The following is a 20,400-nucleotide window of genomic DNA, read 5'->3' as shown; positions in this document are numbered from 1 at the left end:
GTCCTACGTTCACTTCGTATGAAGGACGATTCCGGAGACCGCACGCCCCCGCCCACCCGCCGCAGCGCACTCGCCGGGCTGGTCGGCGGAGCCGGCGCCGTGCTGGCCGCCGGGTGCACCCCGACCGGCGCCAGCGCGCCCGCGGCCCGCGCCACCACCACCGCCTCCGCCACGGCCGGCGGCCCCACCCCCGGCGTGATGACGCTGTTCGACGACCCGGGCTTCAACTTCAGCGCCCTGCTCGCGCTCGGCGGGTCCGGTCAGCGCGCCGCCGAGGTCGGCGAGGTGCTCACCGCCGTCAACGCCGTGAACAAGGCGGGCCTGTCCTCGCAGTCGTACGTCGAGACCTTCAAGAAGCTCGGCGACCTGCTCATGGCGGCGCCCCAGGGCAGCCGGCCCGACGCCCGGACCACGCGATGGCGTGCGCTGCGGGCCGCTCAGTACTACGCCCAGGCACTGTTCTTCGTCCTCGGCTCCGACGATCCGGGCGGCGAGGAGCAGCTCTACAAGGCGGGCCGCGGGGCGTGGGACAAGTTCTGCGGCCTGTGCGACCCGGCGCCGGTGACCGGGAACGTGCCGTACGGGAGGACGCCGCTGCCGGTGTGGTTCTTCCGCCCCGACACGGCCGCGGGGCGCCGCCGCACCGTGATCCTCACCAACGGCAGCGACGGGCAGAACGTGGACATGTGGACGTACGGCGTCCAGGCCGCGCTGGACCGGGGCTGGAACGCGCTCGTCTACGACGGTCCCGGCCAGGGGCAGCTGCTCTTCGTGGACCAGGTGGTGTTCACCCCGACCTGGGAGAAGGTCGTCGGCCCGCTCGTCGACTGGCTGGCCGCGCGTTCCGACGTGGATCCGGACCGCATCGCCCTGACCGGGCTGAGCATGGCGGGCGACCTGGCGCCGCGGGCCGCGGCCTTCGAGAGCCGGCTCGCGGCCGTGGTGGCGATGCCCGGCTGTCTGACGCCGTGGCTGGGCTTCCCCCCGGAGATCCGGGAGATCCTCACGCCGGACAAGGCCGAGACCAACAACGTCTGGAACAAGGAGGTCGTCCCGGAGCTGTCCGCGGCCGACGCCGCGACGCTGAGGAAGCGTTTCGAGCCGTTCTCCGTGCCGGCCATGCTCGACGCCCGCCAGGGCAGGATGTTCACCGACTTCTACACGGCCGCGCGGCGCATCGAGGCGCTGGACATCACGCAGGTGGTGGGCCGGATCAAGATGCCCACGCTGGTCCTGGACTACGAGGACGAGCAGTTCTACCCCGGCCAGCCCCGTCAGATGTTCGACAAGCTGACCTCGCCCAAGGACTACGTGAAGCTCACCGCCGCCACCGGGGCGCAGCTGCACTGCTCCCCGATGGCTCCGCAGCAGCACTGCGAGGTGGTCTTCGACTGGCTGGACGAGACGCTGCCGGGCGGCTGACCTCCCGGCGGCACCTCACCCGGCCACCGCCTCACCCCGGCCGACGCACCCCCGGCCGCTTCACCCGGCGACGCACCTCCGGCCGCCTCGCCCCGGCCGACGCCCCTCCCGCCGACGCACCTCCGGCCGCCTCGCCCCGGCCGACGCCCCTCCCGCCGACGCACCCCGGCCAAAGCACCCCCGGCCGCCTCACCCCGGCCACACGATCGCCTGCACCTCGCTGTAGGCGTGCAGGGCGTACGAGCCGACGTCGCGGCCCACGCCGCTGCGCTTGAAGCCGCCGAACGGCGCCTCCATGTTGCGGCCGACGGTGTTGACGCCGACGCCGCCGGCCCGCAGGCGGCGGGCCACCCGGAAGGCGCGGGCCACGTCACCGGACCAGACGTAGTCGATCAGGCCGTAGTCGCTGTCGTTGGCCAGGGCGACGCCCTCGTCCTCGTCGTCGAAGGGGACCACGACGACCACCGGGCCGAAGATCTCCTCGCGGGCCACCCGCATGTCGTTGGTGCAGTCGGCGAGGAGGGTCGGCGCGACGTAGAAGCCGGTTTCCAGGGCGGGCCGTTCGCCTCCGGTGACGACCACCGCGCCCTCCTTGCGCCCGAGTTCGACGTACGACTCCACGCGGTCCCGGTGTGCCGCCGAGATCACCGGGCCGACGACCGTGTCCCGCTGGCGGGGGTCGCCGACCTTCAGTCGGCCCGCGTAGGCCGCCAGTTGCTCTACCAGACGGTCGTACACGCCCCGCTGGGCCAGGACCCGGGTCGGTGCCGTGCAGATCTGGCCGCTGTAGAAGGAGAACGTCGTGCCGATGCCGGCCACGGCCGAGGCGAGGTCCGCGTCGTCGAACACGACCGCCGCGCCCTTGCCGCCCAGCTCCATCAACTGGCGTTTCATGGAGCGCCCGCACACCTCCGCGATGCGCTGCCCGACGGCCGTGGAGCCGGTGAAGCTCACCATGTCGACGTCGGCGGACCCGACGGCTGCCTCGCCGACGGCGGCCGACCGGCCGGAGACCACGTTGACGACACCCCTCGGCACCCCGGCCGTCTCCAGCGCCTCCGCCATCCGGTACACGGAGAGCGGGTCCTGCGGGGCGGGCTTCACCACCACCGTGTTGCCCATGGCCAGCGCGGGGGCGACCTTCCCGGCCGTGTTCGCCCACGGGTTGTTGTACGAGGTGACGCAGGTGACGACCCCGACCGGCTGACGCACGGCCAGCGCGCCCATCACGCCCGCCTTCCCCATCGGGCCGGCCTCGTTGATCTGCGGCGCGATCGGCCACTCGGCCGGTTCGACGCGCGCGTACCGGCGGAAGCGGGCGGCGGCGATCCCGACCTGCATCCGCCGCGCCGTGAGCGTGGTCGCCCCGGTCTCCGCCCGGGCCAGCTCCGTGTACGGCTCCAGATGCCCCGCGATGACGTCCGCCGCACGGGCGAGGATCGCCGCCCGCTCCTCGGGGGCCGTGCGCGACCAGGGCCCGAACGCCTCGCGGGCGGCGGCGCATGCCTGGCGCACCTGCTCGTGCGAGGCTTCCGGCGCCCACCCGACGGTCTCCTCGGTCGCCGGGTCGGTCACCTCGTAGGAGCCGCCGTCCGGCTCGACCCACGTCCCGTCGATGAACAGCCGTCGGCTCACCGGGTGCTCACCGTGCGGGTGTCCCGCCCCGACCGCAGCACCCGCCCCGGTACCGCCCCGCTCACCACGTCGTCCCGGATCGCCTCGACGCCGTTGACCCAGACCGCCCGCACGCCGATCGCCCGGGAGTCGAGCCGGGGGCTGTCGCCGGGCAGGTCGTGCACCAGGGTGGCCGGGCCGGCGTCGACGCGCTCCGGGTCGAACAGGACGAGGTCGGCGTGGAAGCCCTCCTGGATCCGGCCCCGGTCGCGCAGCCCGAAGAGCCGGGCCGGGTCGTCGGTCAGCATCTTCACCGCCTGCTCCAGACCCACCAGTCTCCGGCCCCGCAGGCAGTCACCGAGGAAGCGCGTGGTGTACGGGGCCCCGCACATGCGGTCCAGGTGGGCGCCGGCGTCGGAGCCGCCGAGCAGGACGTCCTCGTGCTGCCAGGTCTCGGCGCGCAGCGCCCAGGACGCGGGGTCGTTGTCGGTGGGCATCGGCCACAGGACCGTCCGCAGGTCGTCGTTGGCGCAGATCTCGACCAGGCAGGCGAAGGGGTCCTGACCGCGTTCGGCGGCGATGTCGCGCACGACCCGGCCCGACAGCCCGGCGTTCTCGGCGGTGTAGGTGTCGCCGACGACGTACCGGCCGAAGTCCGTCAGCCGCCGGAAGACACCCGCCTCCTTGGACGACGCCCGCTCCAGCATCCGCTCCCGGACGGCGGGGTCCCGCAGCCGCCGCATCCGCTCGGGCACGGGCAGGCCGAGGATCTCGCCCCATCCGGGGATGAGGTTGAGCGCGCAGAAGGTGCCCAGAGACATGTTCATGGGCGTGAGGATCGGCATCGTCAGCGCCACGACCCGGCCGCCCGCCTTGCGGGCCCGCTCACTGGCCAGCAACTGCCGGGGCACGCGTTGCGGGACGGACGCGTCGACGGTCAGGACGTTCCAGTTCAGCGGGCGTCCGGCCGCCGCGCTCATCTCCACGAACAGGTCGATCTCGGCGTCGCTGAACTGGTCCAGGCAGCCCGCGACGATGGCCTCGATCTGCGTCCCCTCGCGCTCGCCGACCGCGCGCGCGAGGGCCAGCAGCTCGGCGGGGCCGGCGTGCCGCGAGGCGACCGGCTGCCCGTCGCCGTCCGAGTGGGTGGAGGACTGCGTGGTGGACAGCCCCCAGGCCCCGGCGTCCATGGCGTCGTGCAGCAGCCTCACCATGGCGGCGAGCTGCTCGTCGGTCGGCTGCCCGCCCACCGCGTCGGGCCCCATGACGTACCGGCGCAGCGCGCAGTGTCCGACCATGAAGCCGGCGTTGACCGCGATCCGCCCCTCCAGGGCGTCCAGGTACTCGCCGAACCCGTGCCAGTTCCAGGGCGCGCCCTCCTCCAGCGCGACCAGCGACATCCCCTCGACCTTGGACATCATCCGGCGCGTGTAGTCGGCGTCCTCGGGCCGGTCGGGGTGGAGCGGGGCGAGCGTGAAGCCGCAGTTCCCGCCGGCGACGGTGGTGACCCCGTGGTTGAGCGAGGGCGTCGCGTAGGGGTCCCAGAAGAGCTGGGCGTCGTAGTGCGTGTGCGGGTCCACGAAGCCGGGCGCGAGGACGAGCCCGGCGGCGTCCTCAGTGGTCCGGGCCTCTTCGGTGATGTCGCCGACCGCGGCTATCCGGCCGTCCCGGATGCCGACGTCCGCGGTGCGAGCGGGCACGCCGGTGCCGTCCACGACGGACGCGCCCTTGATGACGTGATCGAGCATGGGTTCACCTCCTGGTTGGCGTTGCGACGATGCGGGCAGGGGCGCGGGGCGCCATCGCTGTGCGGCTCCGCCGCGTGGGCGCGACCAGCCCCCGCCCACCCGCCGAACAACGCTCAGGCCCCTGCCCGGAACCGCGAGGTCCTGTGCACCGGATCCGTGTCGATCTTCGGAATGACGTGCTCCCCGATCAGCCGGATCGTCTGCAGGGTCTCCTCCTTCGGCACCCCCACCGGCAGGCCGAAGCTCAGCTGGTCGGCGCCCGCCTGCTCCCACCGCTTGCACTGCCGCAGCACCTCGTCCGGATCGCCGCAGATCAGCAGCTCCTCCTCGATGAGCACCTCGACGAACTCCGCCGTGTACTCGGGCAGCGTCTCCGGCCACACGGGGAAGCCCTCGGGCCGGGGGAAGGTGTCGTGGTAGCGGAACACCAGCGACGGCAGGTAGTGCAGCCCGCCGTTCACGGCGATCCGTATCGCCTCGTCGTGCGTCGGCGCGCAGATCGCGGTGGTCGTCACCATCACGTTGTCGTTGACGAAGTCCCCGATCGGCTCGGCGTCCACGACGGCCGTCTTGTACTGCTCCAGCACCCACTCCATGTCGGACACCTTCTGCACGCTGAAGCCGAGCACCCCGAGCCCCTTGCGCGCCGCCATGGCGTACGACGGCGGCGATCCGGCCGCGTACCACATCGCGGGGTGGGACTTCCCGTAGGGCTTGGGCAGCACCTTGCGGGGCGGCAGCGACCAGTGCTTGCCCTGGAAGCCCTCGTACTCGTCCTGGAGCCACATCTTGGGGAACTCGGCGATCGTCTCCTCCCAGATCTCCTTCGTGTGGTTCATGTCGGTGATGCCGGGGAGGAACCCGAGGATCTCGTGCGAACCGGCGCCCCGGCCGCTGCCGAACTCGAAGCGGTTGCCGCTGAGGTGGTCGAGCATGGCGACCTTCTCGGCGACCTTCACCGGGTGGTTGACCTGGGCGAGCGGGTTGAAGATGCCGGAGCCGAGGTGGATGCGCTCGGTCGCGTGCGCGAGGTAGCCGAGGAACACGTCGTTGGCGGAGAGGTGCGAGTACTCCTCCAGGAAGTGGTGCTCGGACGCCCAGGCGTACTTGAAGCCGGACCGGTCCGCCTCGATGACGTACTCGGTCTCCTCCATCAGCGCCTTGTGCTCGGCGAGCGGGTCGGTCCCGGCGCGCTTGCCCACGTATCCCTGTACAAAGAGCCCGAATTCCACGGAGGTTCACCGTCCTCTGTTTCTGACACTTCGTCAGATCATTGTGTGGCCGACTCTGGCACCAGCGGTGTGCACCGTCAATAGCTGACGAACCATCAGATGAGGTCAGATGACGGTGACCCCGGCCAGCCATCCGCCGTCGATCACGAACGGCTGGCCGGTGATGTAGGAGGAGTCGTCGCAGCTGAGGAAGAGGGCCAGCTTGGCCACCTCCTCCGGCCGCCCGACCCGGCCGAGCGGCACCAGCTTGCGGTAGAAACCGTCGAGGCCCCGGCGGGCCGCCTCGGGGTCGGCGTCCGGGTCCAGCGCGGCCGGGTTGGACATCGCCGTGTCGATGGCGCCGGGGCACATCGCGTTCACCCGTATCCGGCGGGGGGCGAGCTCCAGGGCGGCGACGCGGGTCAGGCCGAGGACGGCGTGCTTGGTCGCCGCGTAGGCGCCGACGGCGGCCATGCCGGTCATCCCCGTGTACGAGGCGGTGTTCACGATCGTGCCGCCGTCCGCCATCTCCGGGGCGACCGCCCTGATGCCGAGGAAGCAGCCGACCTGGTTGACCTGCACGACCTGCATGAACTCGGCCAACGGCGTGTCCACCAGGGCGTTGAAGCGCAGGATGCCGGCGTTGTTCACCAGCCCGTCGATCCGGCCGTACGCCTCCTTGGCGGCGGCCACGGCGGCGGACCACTGGTCCTCGCGGCCCACGTCGAGATGGACGTAGCGCGCGCCGATCTCCTTGGCGAGTGCCTCACCCTGGTCGTCGAGGACGTCGGCGACGACGACGTCGGCGCCCTCCGCCCTGAAGAGCCGGGCCTCCTGCTCCCCCTGCCCCCTCGCCGCACCGGTGACGATCACGACCCGTCCGTCCAGCTTGCCCATCGCTCCTCCTTCAGGAAACGGCGTCGGGCACGGTAGCTGACGAGTCGTCACATCAGAAGCCCGGCGGAACCATGCCGGGGCGGACGCGGGGCCGCTACCCTCGAGAGGACGGGCCGCCGAGGTCGTCCTGCGGCGAGGCGTGGCACCCCCGCGTGAGGAGAGGCTCCCATGGCATCAGGCAAACGCGGCCAGAACGCTACGGTGCGGCCGGGCCGGACCCCTCACCCGCCGCCGCCCCCGCCTCCCCCGCCGCCGCCCCCGGCTCAGCGAGCGGGTAGCTGACGAAGACCGTGACGATCCGGCGGGCCGACACGCACGCGGCGCTCCAGGGGAGGGGCCGCACCTCGGTGCCGCCGGGCGGCCGGTACTTCAGCGGCTGCACCAGCACGAGGTCCCGGTCCGGCGAGTCGTCGGCGCTCACGTTGAAGGACGCCTGCCGGCCCTCCAGGTAGGAGCCGTCCTCCAACAGGCACCCGACCACGGGGTTCTCCCCGGGGTACCACCCGTCGAAAAGCATCCACCAGGCGGACATGCCGGACGGGTGGCGTCCGGCCGCGGCGCGCATCGCCGCAGCCGCGGCCAGACCGCACGAGAAGGCCAGCAGGCCCGCTCCCCACCAGCCGAGTGACACGTAGTGCTCCCGCGCATAGGCCCCGCCCTCCCGGACGAGCCGGCCGACATCCGGTGTCAGCCCCGGCAGAAGACTCCTCACCAGCGCGAACAGCGCCAGCGTCACGAACTCCGTCGAGACGCTCCAGAAGACGACCGCACCGCTCTCCCGGAAGGCGCTGGGCCGCCGCTCACTGCTCCGGCGCTCCCGCAGGACGACGAACGTCAGTCCGGGCAGCAGCAGCACGACCAGCAGCAGGAGGCCACCGCCGGTGGTGGGCATGGGCACCCTCTCTTCGGGGCGGAGCGGCCGTCAGTGCCGGCCGCCCACCGGATCCAGGTCGCGGAACCTGATCTCGTGCTCGATCACGGGCAGCACCTGTGGCGTGCCGTCCTCGACGACGTAGTACCCCTGCGTGGGCAGCCCCATGGCCCACGTCACGAGATCGTTCAGCGTCGCCCGGGCGTCCTTGAAGCCCCCGATGAGGTGCCTTCCCGTCCTCTCCCCGGCAGAGACGATGCCCAGGGCGTCCATGACCTTCGCGGGGGTGTGGTACGAGTAGGCCGGCGCGTACCCGCCCGTCGACGCGGAGGCTATCTCCGTCCCGCTGTCCCGGTACTTCCCGTCCGTCTTCCTCAGCATCTCCGCGAGTGCCAGCCCGTGGAACAGGCTCAGGGCGGCCTCCTCCGCCACGTGCTTCGCGTTCGACGCGAGCCCCGGGTGGTACGCGACGTCCACCGGGCCGTCGTCCAGAAGTGCCAGGAAGTGCCGCACCACCGGATTCCGGCTGTGGAGCAGCCTGTGCAGTTGCTCGTGGGGCGCTATCTGGAACTGGACGTCTTCGACGAGCAACGTCGTCGAGGCTCCCGTCCTCAGCCTGACGTCGACCTGGAACCGATCGTGTGCCGTCACATGTCCGGGCCTGTCCGAACTCATTCGACTTCCCCCCTCATTCCTCTGTCAGGAACTTCGCCTTGTCGACCGCGGCGTGGCCCTTCACCGTCTTGATGAGCACGTGCCACACGCCGCCCTTCGCCAGGTCGAACGAGACCAGGCACCACGAATCCTGGACATCCTCATTCACCCAGCGAAGAGTCAGGTTGCTCTCGGAGATTCCCTCTTTTCTCACGAGGTAGCGCTTCGCCACATCCACCAGCTGGTCCTTGGAGAGCTGCGCGGGCTCCCCTTCGCCCGCGGGCCGGTCGGCGTCCGGTTCGCTCCGCCGCTCCGGCAGCTCTTTCGGTGCGGTGGCCTGTGCCGCGGTCGGCGCGGTGGCCGGTGCGGTGGTGCGGCCCTGCCACTTTCTGCGCAAGAACTTCACCGCGTTGTTCCCCGTTGAGAGAATCGCCGCGAGACCTCCGGCGGCCGCCAGTCCGTCCCCCCAGTCGTGCCCGCCGCCGTCACCGTCCGAGTTGCCGTCCGCATTTCCGTCCGCGTCGCCGGAATCGTGGGCGGCGGCGTATCTGTTGAGCAAGTCGACAACGCGTGGGTCGGCTTCGCTCACCATCTGCCGTAAGTAGTCATCGGCGTCCATTACCCCCCGATCCGTGAAGAAGATGTGGAGGGTCGATTCCCACCCAGAACGGAAACCATGCGACACCACGGCACCCAACAATCCGGTAGTGATCATTCCGTGAAGGAGGCAGGAGATGAACGCGAGCGACCTTCGCGAACGGCTGGGGCAGAAACGCAGGGAACGCAGTGAGGCGGAACAGTCGGCCGCCGCATTCGGACGCAAAGAGGCCCGCGAACGCGCGTTCGCGTCAAAGGCCCGCGCGAGCGCGTCGAGCGGGACGGGCGTGGACGCGTCGGCGGACCTGGCCATCGCCGAACAGCACGAGAGCCAGGCCGCCCGAGCCGCCCGGGAGGCCGACCTGTGGAGCCGCAGAGTGACCGAACTGCGTGGTGAGTCGGCGGTGATCGAGGCCCTGCTGCGACTGGCCGAGCAGCACGAGGGCGAGGGGCCGAACACGGCCAGGCCGGAGAAGCTGCGCGTGCTCATGCTCGGGGCGGGGCCCGAGGGGGAACTGCGGATCGCCCGGGAGCAGGCCAGGATCCGCGACGCCGTACAGGCCGCCACGCACCGGGACCTGGTGGAGATCGACCCGCACCCGGCCGCGACGGCCGCGCATCTGGTCACCCACCTCCCGCGCTTCCGGCCGCACGTCGTCCACTTCTCCGGTCATAGCAGCGAGGAACTGCTCTACTTCGAGCGGGACATCGACGAACGGCACTACGGCGCCGCCGTCACGGCCCAGGCTTTCGCCCGAGCCCTCGCGGCCGTCGACGAGCCGCCGCGACTGGTCGTGCTGAACTCCTGCGCGTCCGCGCCTCAGGCCGAGAAGCTGATCGGCACGGTCCCCTTCGCCATCGGCATGTCCGACTCCATCGGGGACATGGACGCCATCACCTACGCGGCCGGCTTCTACACCGCCCTGTGCGAAGGACAGTCCCTCCGGGGGGCCCACGCCGTCGGGAAGGTCGCGATCGAACTCGCGGGGCTCACCGACCACGACCTCCCCACCCTCTTCAACGCCCCGCGCCTGGACCCGGGGGCGACCTATCTCGTCAGGCCGCCCTCCGACGACGCGCGGCGCTCCTGAGGGCGGCGCCCGCCCTCACAGCGCCGGGGCGACCCGCGCGCCGAACGCCTCGATCTGGTCGACGAGTTCGCTGGTGCCCCGGCTGCGGAAGCGCACCTGGATCTGGTCCACGCCCATCGCCCGGTACTCGCGCAGCGACTCGGCGAGGGCCTCGGGCGGGCCGCTGAGCGTGCGCCGGCCGACGTCCCAGTCGGGGCGGCCCACGTACAGCGGCTCGGCGATCGCGCCGACGGTGAGCGGCGTGTCGACGCCGGCCCGCGCGCGCAGCCGCCGCAGCGTGGCGATCTGGCCGGGCAGCCGGTCGCGGGGGTCGCCCTGGGGCAGCCAGCCGTCGCCCCTGAGCGCGGCCCGGCGCACGGCCGCGGGGGACGAGCCGCCGACCCACAGGGGGACGTGCGGCTGTGCGGGCCGGGGCAGCTGCCCGAGTCCCTCGAAGTCGTAGAGCTTTCCGTGGTGGACGGGGAACTCCTCGGGCCCGAGCGCGGCCCGCAGCGCGTCGATGGTCTCGTCCAGCACGGCCCCGCGCCGGGTGAAGTCCACCCCGAGCGTCTCGAACTCCTCCCGTACGTGACCGGCGCCGACGCCGAGGATCAGCCGCCCCCCGCTGAGACGGTCGAGGGTGGCGTACTGCTTGGCGGTGAGCAGGGGGTGGCGCAGGCCGACCACGGCGACATGGGAGAGCAGCCGGACGCGTTCGGTGACGGCGGCCAGGTGGGCCAGGGTGGCCACGGGGTCGTACCAGACGGTGCTCATCGCGGAGGCGAGGCGGCGCGGGACGCCGACGTGGTCGCAGCAGGCGACGTAGGCGAACCCGGCGCGGTCGGCGGCGCGGGCGACGGCCACGAGGTCGTCCGGTCCCGCGCCGGCCTCCCAGGGCTCGGCGTAGATCGTGCTCTGGGACTGGACCGGGAGCTGGATGCCGTACTCCAGAACGCCGCCGCCGGCGCCGTCCGGGCCGGTCACCGCGTCGCCCCGGGCCACAGGCCGTCCTCCGTCAGCCCGAGCAGCTCGATCGCGTTGCCGCGCACGATCCGCTCGACCACCTCCGCGTCCAGATGCCCCATCTGGGCCTCGCCGACCTCCCTGGACTTCGGCCAGGTCGAGTCGGAGTGCGGGTAGTCGGTCTCGTAGAGCACGTTGCCGACGCCGATGGAGTCCAGGTTGCGCAGCCCGAAGGCGTCGTCGAAGAAGCAGCCGTAGACGTGCTCGGCGAACAGTTCGGACGGCGGCCGGTGGACCTTGTCGGCGACGCCGCCCCAGCCCCGGTTCTCCTCCCAGACCACGTCGGCGCGCTCCAGGATGTACGGGATCCATCCGATCTGGCCCTCGGCGTACATGACCTTGAGGTTCGGGAAACGCTCGAACTTGCCGCTCATCAGCCAGTCGACCATCGAGAAGCAGCAGTTGGCGAAGGTGATGGTGGAGCCGACGGCGGGCGGCGCGTCGGCGGAGGTGGAGGGCATCCGGCTGCTGGAGCCGATGTGCATCGCGACGACTGTGCCGGTCTCGTCGCAGGCGGCGAGGAACGGGTCCCAGTCGTCGGTGTGGACGGAGGGCAGGCCGAGGTGCGGGGGGATCTCGGAGAACGCGACGGCGCGCACGCCCCGGGCGGCGTTGCGCCGGACCTCCGCCGCCGCGAGCCCGGCGTCCCACAGCGGGATGATGGTGAGCGGGAGGAGCCGGCCCCTCGCCTGCGGCCCGCACCACTCCTCGACCATCCAGTCGTTGTAGGCCCGGATGCACAGCAGCCCGAGCTCGTGGTCCTTGGCCTCGGTGAAGGTCTGGCCGCAGAAGCGCGGGAAGGTCGGGAAGCAGAGGGCGGACTGGACGTGGTTGACGTCCATGTCGGCGAGGCGGGCGGGGACGTCGTACGAGCCCCGGCGCATCTGCTCGTAGGTGATGACCTCCAGCTTGATCTCGTCCCTGCTGTAGCCCACGGCGGTGTCGAGGCGGGTCAGGGGACGGTGCAGGTCCTCGTAGATCCACCAGTCGCCGATCGGGCCGTCGTCGCCGGGCCGGCCCATGACGGGCTTGAAGCGGCCGCCGAGGAAGCTCATCTCCTTCAGTGGGGCGCGGACTATGCGGGGGCCGGTGTCGGCGTACTTCCTCGGGAGGCGGTCCTGCCAGACGTCCGGAGGTTCGACGGTGTGGTCGTCGACGGAGATGATCTGCGGGAATCCAGTGTCCATGGGGGCACGGTAGCGCTGATCTGACGGTCCGTCAGCTAGTGGGCGTGGGCAGGGGTGTATCTCGTACGGCCCTTCGCGCTCAGTTCAGTGCGGAAGTGTGCGAAGAGGGTGTGTGGGGCCTGTGGGATCCCGTACGCCCGGCTGTGAGCGCCGTCTCGGGCGGCTGACGCATCCGCCCGGGCAAGGCAGACTGGCAGCATCGGTGATGTTGTCTAGGGGGACGGCTATGGACGGGGTGCCGGCACAGAGGCGTCCGGACGGAGCGGGAGAGCCCGTCACGCTGCGCTTCGGTGTGCTCGGACCGGTGCGTGCCTGGCGCGGCGACGAGCCGCTGGCCACGGGTTCCCCGCAGCAACGCGCCCTGCTGGCCGCGCTGCTGCTGCGCGGTGGCCGTACGGCCACCGCGGCGCAGCTGATCGACGCCCTGTGGGGCGAGGAGCCGCCGTCGCAGGCGCTGGCGGCGCTGCGGACGTACGCCTCCCGGCTGCGCAAGGTGCTCGATGCGGACGTGCTGGTGAGCGAGTCCGGCGGCTACGCGATCCGCTCGGTCGGCGACGGCGCCCTGGACCTGGCGGTCGCGCAGGACCTGGCGGCGGAGGCCGAGAGGGCGCGGGGCGCCGGGGACCTGGGCCGGGCGCGCGAGTCGCTGGCGCGGGCGCTGGACCAGTGGGACGGCGAGGCGCTGGCGGGCGTGCCGGGGCCGTACGCGGAGGCGCAGCGCGTCCGGTTGGAGGAGTGGCGGCTGCGACTCCAGGAGTCACGGCTGGACATGGACCTGGAGCAGGGCTTCCACGCGGAGGCCGTCTCCGAGCTGACCGCGCTGACGGCGGCGCACCCGCTGCGGGAGCGGCCTCGGGAACTGCTGATGCTGGCGCTGTACCGGTCGGGCCGGCAGGCGGAGGCGCTCGCGGTGTACGCCGACACGCGCCGCCTGCTGGCGGACGAGCTGGGGGTCGATCCCCGCCCGGCACTGCGCGAGCTCCAGCAGCGCATCCTGACGGCCGACCCCGGTCTCGCGGAGCCGTCGGCTCCGGTCGCCGAGTCGCCGGCCGCCCCGGTGCGCCCGGCTCAGCTGCCCGCCACCGTGCCCGACTTCACGGGACGCGCCTCGTTCGTGACGGAGCTCAGCGAGGTCCTGTCGTCGGCGGAGGGCCGGGTGATGGCCGTGTCGGCGCTGGCCGGGATCGGCGGGGTCGGCAAGACCACGCTCGCCGTCCATGTGGCGCACCGGGCCAGAACGGTCTTCCCGGACGGGCAGTTGTACGTCGACCTGCAGGGCGCCGGTTCGCGGGCGGCGGAGCCAGAGGCGGTGCTGGGCTCGTTCCTGCGCGCCCTCGGCACGGCCGACTCGGCGATCCCCGACTCGCTCGAGGAGCGCGCGGCGCTGTACCGCTCGGTGCTGGACGGCCGCCGGGTGCTGGTGCTCCTGGACAACGCCCGCGACGCCGCGCAGGTACGGCCGCTGCTGCCCGGCGCGGACGGGTGCGCGGCGCTGGTGACGTCCCGGGTGCGGATGGTGGACCTGGCCGGGGCGCATCTGGTCGATCTGGACGTGATGTCGCCCGACGAGGCGCTGTCGCTGTTCACGAAGATCGTCGGTGCGGAGCGGGTCGCCGCCGAGCGGGAGGCGGCCCTGGACGTGGTCGCGGCGTGCGGTTTCCTGCCGCTCGCGATCCGTATCGCCGCGTCCCGCCTCGCGGCCCGCCGCACCTGGACGGTCTCGGTCCTCGCGGCCAAGCTCGCCGACGAGCGCCGCCGGCTGGACGAACTCCAGGCCGGCGACCTGGCGGTGAAGGCGACCTTCGAGCTGGGGTACGGACAGCTGGAGCCCGCCCAGGCACGGGCGTTCCGGCTGCTGGGCCTCGCCGACGGGCCGGACATCTCGCTGGCCGGGGCGGCGGCGGTGCTGGACCTGGCCGCCGAGGACGCCGAGGACCTGCTGGAGTCCCTCGTCGACATGTCGCTGCTCGAATCGGCGGCACCCGGCCGCTACCGCTTCCACGACCTCGTACGGCTCTACGCGCGTGCGTGCGCCGAGCGGGACGAGCACCCGCCGGGCGAGCGGGCGGCGGCGATGTCGCGGCTGCTGGACTTCTATCTGGCCACCGCCGCCGAGGTCTACGCGATGGAGAGGCCCGGCGACCGGCTGGTGGACCACCTGGAGGCGACGAGGTACCCGGGGCTGTCCTTCGCCGACCGGCACGCCGCCCAGGACTGGCTGTACGCCGAGGCGGGCGCCCTGCTGTCCTGCGTGCGCCGGTCCGTCGGCGACGGGCGGCTGCGGCGGGCGGTCGACCTGCTGTGGGCGGCCAAGGACCTGGCGGAGTCCGGGGCCAACGCCCGCGAGTACGAGATCGCCGCCAACGCCGCGCTGGAGCGGGCCCATGCCGCCCGGGACGCGTGGGCGGCCGGGCGCGCGCTGACCACGCTCACCGACGTCCACATGGTCGCCGGGCGCTTCGACCAGGCCGACGCGGCGGCCGTCGAGGCCCTGCGCATGGCGCGCGACGCGGCCGACCCGGTGGTCGGCTGCTGGGCCCCCAACACCCGGGGCATCATCGCGATCTACCAGAACCGCCACGCCGAAGGAGAGTTGCACCTCAACACGGCCATCGACAACTTCCGCGACGACGGCAACCGGCCGGGCGAGGCCAGCGCGTTGTGCAACCTGTCCCGGATCCACCTGGCCACCGGGCGGGTCGACAGCGCCATCGCCCTCGCCCGGCAGGGCATCGACATCTACGACGGGATGGGCAACGCGCTGCGCGGGGCCAACGCCCGCTACGCGCTGGGGCTGGCGCTCACCCGCAGCGGCGACCTGCGGCTCGCGGCGGAGAGCCTGGGCGAGGCGCTGGAGACCTTCAAGGACAGCCGCCAGCGCCTCTGGGGCGGCATGACGCTCTTCCGCCTCGCCGAGGTGGACCTCGCGGCCCGGCACCCCGCCAAGGCGGCGTCCCACGCGGACCGGGCGCTGACCGTGCTGCGCGGCATCGGCGGCGAGTGGCGGCGTGGCCTGGTCCTCACCGTCCTCGGCCGCGCCCTGAACGACATCGGCCAGACGGACCGCGCCCAGGTCTGCTGGCGGGAGGCACTCGGCATCTACGAGGAACTGGACGCACCGGAGGCGGAGGAGGTCCGGGGACTGCTGACACCGGTGGCGGTGGCTTGAGGGGGCGCGGGGGCGGACACTTCCCTTCGGGAACTCCCCCACGACCTGGTACTCCAGGCACCCACCGTCCCCGACCCTTCGGACCATGAGGAACCCCATGACGCGAAGACGCACCGGTACCGCGCTCACAGCCGTCGGCGCCGCACTCACCACGGCCGGGGCCGCCCTGTACGTCCTGCCCGGTCCTGGTCTCCCCGTTCTGGTCACCGGCCTCGCCGTCCTGATCACCGGACTCGCGTGTCGGCCGGCTCACTGGCTGCCGACGGCGGGCCGCAGGCGACCCCCGTCATGACCGACACGCGCAGCCGGTGGCGCACCGTCCGGTCGGTCACCGCATGGTGGGTGCTGCTGGCCCTCGCCCTGTGGCTTCTGAGCAAGGCCCTGGACCAGCGCACCTCCCTAGCGGCGTGCGCGGCGTCCGCCGCGCTGCTGGTCGTCGTCGGTGAGGTCGGCGAAGGGCTGCGCCGACGCCTGAGAGCCCGTCGGCGCAGACCCTGAAGCAACGCCCTGCTGCGGCCAACACGCTGCCACGGCCCGGAAGCCGGACTCCGGCCAGGCAAAGGTCCGTTGTCCTCGCGCCATCAGGGTGGCGAGGCCGAGCCGAGGCGGAGCCAAGTGCGTCGCGGGGTTCGGGCGTTCAGCGAACGTTTATCGGGGTCCGGCATCCTCGGTCATGTCGTTCTCCGCAAGCGGGGGATGCGGAGCGACACGCGGGCCGTGAGGTTAGTCTGATCGGCCGCTCGACGCCCGGACGGCGGCCCTCGGGGGAGTCGCCGTCCGGGCGTCGGACCTCTGGCCTGAGAAATGAACTGGGAGTTGACCGTCATGAGCGAGAAGAAGACCGAGCCCGTCGTCACGCCGCAGGACCAGCACGCCACCGGTGGCGAGGTGACGACTCAGGACCAGCACGCCACGGGCGGCGAGGCCAAGCTCCTCGACCAGCACGCGACCGGCGGGGAAGCCAAGCTCCTCGACCAGCACGCGACCGGCGGGGAAGCCAAGCTCCTCGACCAGCACGCGACCGGCGGGGAACTGAAGACCCAGGACCAGCACGCGACCGGCGGCGAGGCCGCGCCGCTGGACCAGCACGCGACGAGCGAGCCGGCCAACTGAGCCATCCCGACGGGGTACGGCCGCGGCGGCGCGGAGGGGAGCCGCCGCGGCCGAGTCGTGTCCGGGCTCCGAACCAAGAGGCATTGGGGCGCGAATAATTGACGTTCTGTCACTTCTGCCCCGGAGGTTCACGTTCCGATCCCCGGTCCGCGCCGAGAGTTCAGGGATCTGTCGGGCTCGTGAGGTGTGAAGGAACTGTTGCGATGTCAATCATCTTGTCATGAACCTGTAGCCCGACAGGCGGGCGACAGCCTCATGGAGGTGTGGGAATGCACCGCAGATTCGCGACCGCTCTCGCCACCGCGACCCTCTCCCTGGTCACCGTCGTCGCCACCGCGACGACCGCCGGGGCCGCTCCTGCCGACAAGCCCCAGGTGCTGTCCAGTTGGACGCAGACCAGCGCGTCCAGCTACAACGCCTGGAACGCCGCCCGCGCCAACCAGGGCGCCTGGGCCGCGTACGGATTCGACTGGTCGACCGACTACTGCTCCTCCTCGCCCGACAACCCCTTCGGCTTCCCCTTCTCCACCTCCTGCGCCCGCCACGACTTCGGGTACCGCAACTACAAGGCCGCCGGCTCCTTCAGCGCCAACAAGGCCCGCCTCGACAGCGCCTTCTACGAGGACCTGAAGCGCGTCTGCAACGGCTACAGCGGCGCCACCAAGACCGCCTGCAACAGCACCGCCTGGACGTACTACCAGGCCGTCCGCGCCTTCGGCTGACCCCGGCCACGCCTTGGGGCGGAGCGCCTGACGTACGGGGCGCTCCGCCCCAGGGACCCTGCCCCGCCCCGGAGGGCACTCGCGGACAACCCTCGACACACCGCGCCGAGTACGGGCCACGCAGCGCAAGACCGCGGCCGCGGTGGACTGGCGGATCGACAGTCTCCTGAGGTCTGGCACCACTGGTAGGCCGCCCCTGACGTTGGGCCCCAGCCGAGAAAGAGTCTCAGCTCAGGGATTCCGCCAACTCCGGGATATACCGGACATCCTTGAGGGGCGCTGTGGGCTGTGCGCCGAACCTTTCCACGATGGTGCCGCCGGTGCCGACGTGCACGACCTGGAGGGCGACGCGGGTGTCCTGTTGGCGCAGGTCGATCCGCACGCGGGGGGAGCCGCCTTCGGGCTTCATGTCCACGATCCGCTCGTCGGGGTATCCGGCGCGCTGGAGCGCGGTTCGCACCGCGGCGGCGTTCTCGCCCACGCCCTTGAGAGCGGTGGTGACGTGCGCGGCGAACTTGTCCGCGTAGCAGGTCTCCGGCTTGGTGAGCGTGACCGGCTCCAGGAGGTTCCCATCGGGCATGGGCGGAACGGGGTCGTCGGTGGCGGGCGGGTCGGCGGGGTCGGCGGGCAGCGGGACGGGGTCGCCGGGCTTGCCGGTGCGCTTGCTTGAGGGGCTTTGAGGGACGATGGGAATGTCGCTGGGGCCGTAGGTCTTGCCCCCCTTGGTGCCGTCCAGCGGCGGACAGCCATCGATGATCTTGAGCGACAGTTGCATGAAGTCAAGCTGCGGATTGCCGGCGTTCTCGCCCTCGGGTACGGAGACGACATTGTCCGTCTCGATGGTGGCGGCTTGGGGGGTGCTGGAGCAGGCGGTGAGGGTGAGCGCGCCCAGAGCGAGAGCGGCTGCGGTGATTGCTGTTCGAGGCATGACGTCAACTTAAAGTCGCACGCCGGCATGGGCATGAGTACGTGTACTCATGGTGAAGCGGCAGGTTGCCTCTCGCCGCATCGCATGCAACTGAGCACCGAGCAACAGACGTTCAACAAGGCTGGATCACGCACGCGGCGACGTACCGCGTCTGCAGAACCGACGACAGCCGTTGCGCCCGCGGCCGTCGTCCGGGCGATCACTGGAACCGGCTGCGCCGCAGACCCGCCGACCTGGTCGCGCCGGGGACCCCCGCGCGACCACAGGGCCGGTTCCTCCGCTGGTGAGCACCCGCGACCGTCATGAATCCGTTCCCGGATCCGCATCCTCGGCCGGCACCGTCCCCGCCGTCGTGTGGAGTATGTCGCGGGCCTGTTCCGCCGCGCGGGCCGTGCTTTCCGAGACGTAGTCCAGGAAGCGGGCGATGTTCTCCAGGCGGACGGCCGCCGGGGTGCCGGGGCCGAGGACGGCGGTGCCCTGCCGTGCCGTGTCGACGACCTGGGTGATGGCGCGGGCGCTGGCCATCATCGACTCGTACCAGACCTCGTCGTCCACGACGTACCGCTCGCGGCGGCGTTCGTCGCGTTCCCGGCGGATGAGGCCCTGGCCGTCGAGGAACGCCATCGCCTTCGAGACGGACGCCGGGCTGACCTGGAGGCGCTGGACGAGTTCGGACGCGGTGAGGCTGCCCTCGTCGGTGATCGTCAGACAGGCCATGACCCGGGACATCATCGCGGGCATGCCCGAGTGCGTGAACACGGAGGTGAGCAGCTCCTCGTACGCGCGCACGGCCTCGGCGTCGCGCCCGTGGGGCTGCGGGGCGGCCTCCGCGCCCTGGGCCGCGGCCTGCCCGCGTCGCCGGGTGCGGCGCTCCGTGGCGCGGTGGGCGAGGTCGGCGCGGTAGCCGGTGGGGCCGCCGTTGCGCATCACCTCGCGCGTGATCGTCGAGGTGGGGCGGTCGAGGCGTCGGGCGATCTCCGCGTAGGCGAGGCCGTCGGCCAGTCCCAGCGCGATCTGCTGACGTTCCTGCTGGGTGAGTCTGCCTCCCGGCATCCCGGCCTCCTTCGTGGTGCGTGAGGGCTCCACCATAGCGTTCACTCTCATTCCATTGCAACGTTCTGCATGGATGCCGTTGCGTTATCGGCAGAGCCATTGCAATGATATTGCCGCTCTGAGCTGCATCAATAAAGAACCAGTGCAACAAACTTATTGCCCGAATCATGAACGCAACGTAGCGTTCACGTCATCAGAAACAACGAGTCGCGAGAAGCCCGCGACACGGCTGAAGGAGAGCACCATGCAGAAGTTCGACACCCCCGCCCCGGTCTCCGTCGTCCTCGACGTCCCCGCGGGGAACATCCGGTTCATCGCCGCCGACCGGGCCGACACCACCGTCGAGGTCCTCCCCGCGGACGCCACCAAGAGCCGCGACGTGAAGGCTGCCGAGCAGACCGAGGTCGTCTACGGCGACGGGGTCCTGCGGATCGAGGTGCCGGCGGCGAAGAACCGGATCCTCGGCGCCTCCGGCTCCGTCGAGGTGACCGTCCAACTGCCCGCCGGCTCCCGTGTCGAGGCGAAGACCGCCGCCGGCGAGTTCCGGGGCGTCGGACGGCTCGGCGACGTCGTCTTCGAGGGCGCGCAGGGCTCCGTCAAGCTCGACGAGTCCGCGGACACCCGCCTCACCCTGCTCGCCGGCGACATCACGGTCGGACGGCTCGGCGGCCCCGGCGAGATCAGCACCCAGAAGGGCGCCGTCCGCGTCACCGAGGCCGTGCGCGGCACCGTCACGCTGCGCACCGAGCACGGCGACATCTCGGTCGGTGCCGCGCAGGGCGTCTCCGCCTCCCTGGACGCCGGCACCGCCTACGGCCGGATCAGCAACTCCCTCAAGAACAGCGACGGCGCCGACGCCGCCCTGACCCTCCACGCGACCACCGCCTACGGCGACATCACCGCCCGCAGCCTCTAGAAGAACCTGCGAAGAAGGAGTCCCTCCCATGACCGACCTGGCCATCGCGGCGAACGGGCTGCGTAAGTCCTACGGCGACAAGACCGTCCTCGACGGCATCGATCTGGCCGTCCCGGCCGGGTCCGTCTTCGCGCTGCTCGGCCCGAACGGCGCCGGCAAGACCACCGCCGTGAAGATCCTCTCCACGCTCATCACCGCCGACGGC

General features: G+C 71.8%; 20 protein-coding genes. 9 read left to right on the top strand and 11 right to left on the bottom strand.

Annotation, left to right across the window (positions count from 1 at the left end):
• Positions 1–18 precede the first annotated feature (18 nt).
• Entirely contained in the window at positions 19–1,422 is a 1,404-nt protein-coding gene (locus ACWCPM_RS20155; protein ID WP_450977568.1) for an alpha/beta hydrolase family protein, read from the top strand.
• A gap of 189 nt (positions 1,423–1,611) precedes the next feature.
• Here ACWCPM_RS20155 and ACWCPM_RS20150 read toward each other — a convergent pair whose 3' ends face one another.
• The 7 genes from ACWCPM_RS20150 to ACWCPM_RS20120 form a co-directional block, all read right to left on the bottom strand.
• Positions 1,612–3,057, bottom strand: a complete 1,446-nt coding sequence (locus ACWCPM_RS20150; RefSeq protein ID WP_450977567.1) for an aldehyde dehydrogenase family protein — start codon at positions 3,055–3,057, stop codon at positions 1,612–1,614.
• Positions 3,054–4,784 carry an N-acyl-D-amino-acid deacylase family protein gene (locus ACWCPM_RS20145; protein ID WP_450977566.1) on the bottom strand — a complete coding sequence of 577 codons (1,731 nt, stop codon included), beginning with the start codon at positions 4,782–4,784 and terminating at the stop codon, positions 3,054–3,056. Before ACWCPM_RS20145 ends, ACWCPM_RS20150 begins: the two co-directional genes overlap by 4 nt.
• 113 nt (positions 4,785–4,897) lie before the next feature.
• Positions 4,898–6,016, bottom strand: a complete 1,119-nt coding sequence (locus ACWCPM_RS20140; protein ID WP_450977565.1) for an LLM class flavin-dependent oxidoreductase — start codon at positions 6,014–6,016, stop codon at positions 4,898–4,900.
• Between the two features lie 105 nt (positions 6,017–6,121).
• Complete coding sequence (locus tag ACWCPM_RS20135; protein WP_450977564.1) at positions 6,122–6,892, bottom strand: SDR family NAD(P)-dependent oxidoreductase; 771 nt, start codon at positions 6,890–6,892, stop codon at positions 6,122–6,124.
• Between the two features lie 196 nt (positions 6,893–7,088).
• The gene (locus tag ACWCPM_RS20130) at positions 7,089–7,784 is read right to left on the bottom strand and encodes a DUF6338 family protein (protein WP_450977563.1); all 696 of its coding nucleotides are present in this window, start codon (positions 7,782–7,784) and stop codon (positions 7,089–7,091) included.
• 30 nt (positions 7,785–7,814) lie between these two features.
• The gene (locus ACWCPM_RS20125; protein ID WP_450977562.1) at positions 7,815–8,438 is read right to left on the bottom strand and encodes a hypothetical protein; all 624 of its coding nucleotides are present in this window, start codon (positions 8,436–8,438) and stop codon (positions 7,815–7,817) included.
• 13 nt (positions 8,439–8,451) lie between these two features.
• The gene (locus ACWCPM_RS20120) at positions 8,452–9,132 is read right to left on the bottom strand and encodes a hypothetical protein (RefSeq protein ID WP_450977561.1); all 681 of its coding nucleotides are present in this window, start codon (positions 9,130–9,132) and stop codon (positions 8,452–8,454) included.
• Between the two features lie 19 nt (positions 9,133–9,151).
• Here ACWCPM_RS20120 and ACWCPM_RS20115 point away from each other — a divergent pair, with 19 nt between their 5' ends.
• Positions 9,152–10,105, top strand: a complete 954-nt coding sequence (locus ACWCPM_RS20115) for a CHAT domain-containing protein (RefSeq protein ID WP_450977560.1) — start codon at positions 9,152–9,154, stop codon at positions 10,103–10,105.
• A 15-nt stretch (positions 10,106–10,120) separates the two neighbouring features.
• On the opposite strand, the gene ACWCPM_RS20110 is transcribed toward ACWCPM_RS20115, so the two are convergent.
• Together ACWCPM_RS20110 and ACWCPM_RS20105 are read right to left on the bottom strand one after the other, a co-directional pair.
• Positions 10,121–11,035 carry an LLM class F420-dependent oxidoreductase gene (locus ACWCPM_RS20110; RefSeq protein WP_450977673.1) on the bottom strand — a complete coding sequence of 305 codons (915 nt, stop codon included), beginning with the start codon at positions 11,033–11,035 and terminating at the stop codon, positions 10,121–10,123.
• A gap of 29 nt (positions 11,036–11,064) precedes the next feature.
• Positions 11,065–12,294: an amidohydrolase family protein gene (locus ACWCPM_RS20105; protein WP_450977559.1), complete on the bottom strand. Its 1,230-nt coding sequence runs from the start codon at positions 12,292–12,294 to the stop codon at positions 11,065–11,067.
• A 226-nt stretch (positions 12,295–12,520) separates the two neighbouring features.
• On the opposite strand from ACWCPM_RS20105, the gene ACWCPM_RS20100 reads away from it, so the two are divergent.
• The 5 genes from ACWCPM_RS20100 (at position 12,521) to ACWCPM_RS20080 (ending at position 17,298) form a co-directional block, all read left to right on the top strand.
• A complete protein-coding gene (locus tag ACWCPM_RS20100; RefSeq protein WP_450977558.1) occupies positions 12,521–15,463 on the top strand; it encodes a BTAD domain-containing putative transcriptional regulator in 2,943 nt (980 codons plus the stop codon).
• A 97-nt stretch (positions 15,464–15,560) separates the two neighbouring features.
• Positions 15,561–15,755: a PGPGW domain-containing protein gene (locus ACWCPM_RS20095; protein ID WP_450977557.1), complete on the top strand. Its 195-nt coding sequence runs from the start codon at positions 15,561–15,563 to the stop codon at positions 15,753–15,755.
• Entirely contained in the window at positions 15,752–15,961 is a 210-nt protein-coding gene (locus tag ACWCPM_RS20090) for a hypothetical protein (protein ID WP_450977556.1), read from the top strand. Before ACWCPM_RS20095 ends, ACWCPM_RS20090 begins: the two co-directional genes overlap by 4 nt.
• A 327-nt stretch (positions 15,962–16,288) precedes the next feature.
• Entirely contained in the window at positions 16,289–16,576 is a 288-nt protein-coding gene (locus tag ACWCPM_RS20085) for a hypothetical protein (RefSeq protein WP_450977555.1), read from the top strand.
• 269 nt (positions 16,577–16,845) lie between these two features.
• Positions 16,846–17,298 carry a phospholipase gene (locus ACWCPM_RS20080; protein WP_450977554.1) on the top strand — a complete coding sequence of 151 codons (453 nt, stop codon included), beginning with the start codon at positions 16,846–16,848 and terminating at the stop codon, positions 17,296–17,298.
• Between the two features lie 226 nt (positions 17,299–17,524).
• Here ACWCPM_RS20080 and ACWCPM_RS20075 read toward each other — a convergent pair whose 3' ends face one another.
• Positions 17,525–18,226: a hypothetical protein gene (locus tag ACWCPM_RS20075; RefSeq protein WP_450977553.1), complete on the bottom strand. Its 702-nt coding sequence runs from the start codon at positions 18,224–18,226 to the stop codon at positions 17,525–17,527.
• Between the two features lie 300 nt (positions 18,227–18,526).
• Entirely contained in the window at positions 18,527–19,279 is a 753-nt protein-coding gene (locus ACWCPM_RS20070; RefSeq protein ID WP_450977552.1) for a helix-turn-helix domain-containing protein, read from the bottom strand.
• Between the two features lie 244 nt (positions 19,280–19,523).
• Here ACWCPM_RS20070 and ACWCPM_RS20065 point away from each other — a divergent pair, with 244 nt between their 5' ends.
• Together ACWCPM_RS20065 and ACWCPM_RS20060 are read left to right on the top strand one after the other, a co-directional pair.
• A complete protein-coding gene (locus ACWCPM_RS20065; protein ID WP_450977551.1) occupies positions 19,524–20,195 on the top strand; it encodes a DUF4097 family beta strand repeat-containing protein in 672 nt (223 codons plus the stop codon).
• Between the two features lie 28 nt (positions 20,196–20,223).
• Positions 20,224–20,400: ATP-binding cassette domain-containing protein (locus ACWCPM_RS20060; protein ID WP_450977672.1), on the top strand; the 177-nt coding region annotated here is incomplete at its 3' end.

The sequence above is a fragment of the Streptomyces sp. NPDC002309 genome, assembly GCF_053593375.1.
The sequence above is the reverse complement of the archived record's forward strand: the minus strand, read 5'-3'. Positions and strand labels throughout refer to the sequence as shown.

Bases quoted from the DNA above. Each gene is read 5' to 3' on its own strand.
- ACWCPM_RS20155 (WP_450977568.1), top strand. From the start codon at position 19: ATGAAGGACGATTCCGGAGACCGCACGCCCCCGCCCACCCGCCGCAGC.
- ACWCPM_RS20145 (WP_450977566.1), bottom strand. From the start codon at position 4,784: ATGCTCGATCACGTCATCAAGGGCGCGTCCGTCGTGGACGGCACCGGC.
- ACWCPM_RS20135 (WP_450977564.1), bottom strand. From the start codon at position 6,892: ATGGGCAAGCTGGACGGACGGGTCGTGATCGTCACCGGTGCGGCGAGG.
- ACWCPM_RS20130 (WP_450977563.1), bottom strand. From the start codon at position 7,784: ATGCCCACCACCGGCGGTGGCCTCCTGCTGCTGGTCGTGCTGCTGCTG.
- ACWCPM_RS20125 (WP_450977562.1), bottom strand. From the start codon at position 8,438: ATGAGTTCGGACAGGCCCGGACATGTGACGGCACACGATCGGTTCCAG.
- ACWCPM_RS20120 (WP_450977561.1), bottom strand. From the start codon at position 9,132: ATGATCACTACCGGATTGTTGGGTGCCGTGGTGTCGCATGGTTTCCGT.
- ACWCPM_RS20115 (WP_450977560.1), top strand. From the start codon at position 9,152: ATGAACGCGAGCGACCTTCGCGAACGGCTGGGGCAGAAACGCAGGGAA.
- ACWCPM_RS20105 (WP_450977559.1), bottom strand. From the start codon at position 12,294: ATGGACACTGGATTCCCGCAGATCATCTCCGTCGACGACCACACCGTC.
- ACWCPM_RS20100 (WP_450977558.1), top strand. From the start codon at position 12,521: ATGGACGGGGTGCCGGCACAGAGGCGTCCGGACGGAGCGGGAGAGCCC.
- ACWCPM_RS20095 (WP_450977557.1), top strand. From the start codon at position 15,561: ATGACGCGAAGACGCACCGGTACCGCGCTCACAGCCGTCGGCGCCGCA.
- ACWCPM_RS20090 (WP_450977556.1), top strand. From the start codon at position 15,752: ATGACCGACACGCGCAGCCGGTGGCGCACCGTCCGGTCGGTCACCGCA.
- ACWCPM_RS20085 (WP_450977555.1), top strand. From the start codon at position 16,289: ATGAGCGAGAAGAAGACCGAGCCCGTCGTCACGCCGCAGGACCAGCAC.
- ACWCPM_RS20080 (WP_450977554.1), top strand. From the start codon at position 16,846: ATGCACCGCAGATTCGCGACCGCTCTCGCCACCGCGACCCTCTCCCTG.
- ACWCPM_RS20075 (WP_450977553.1), bottom strand. From the start codon at position 18,226: ATGCCTCGAACAGCAATCACCGCAGCCGCTCTCGCTCTGGGCGCGCTC.
- ACWCPM_RS20070 (WP_450977552.1), bottom strand. From the start codon at position 19,279: ATGCCGGGAGGCAGACTCACCCAGCAGGAACGTCAGCAGATCGCGCTG.
- ACWCPM_RS20065 (WP_450977551.1), top strand. From the start codon at position 19,524: ATGCAGAAGTTCGACACCCCCGCCCCGGTCTCCGTCGTCCTCGACGTC.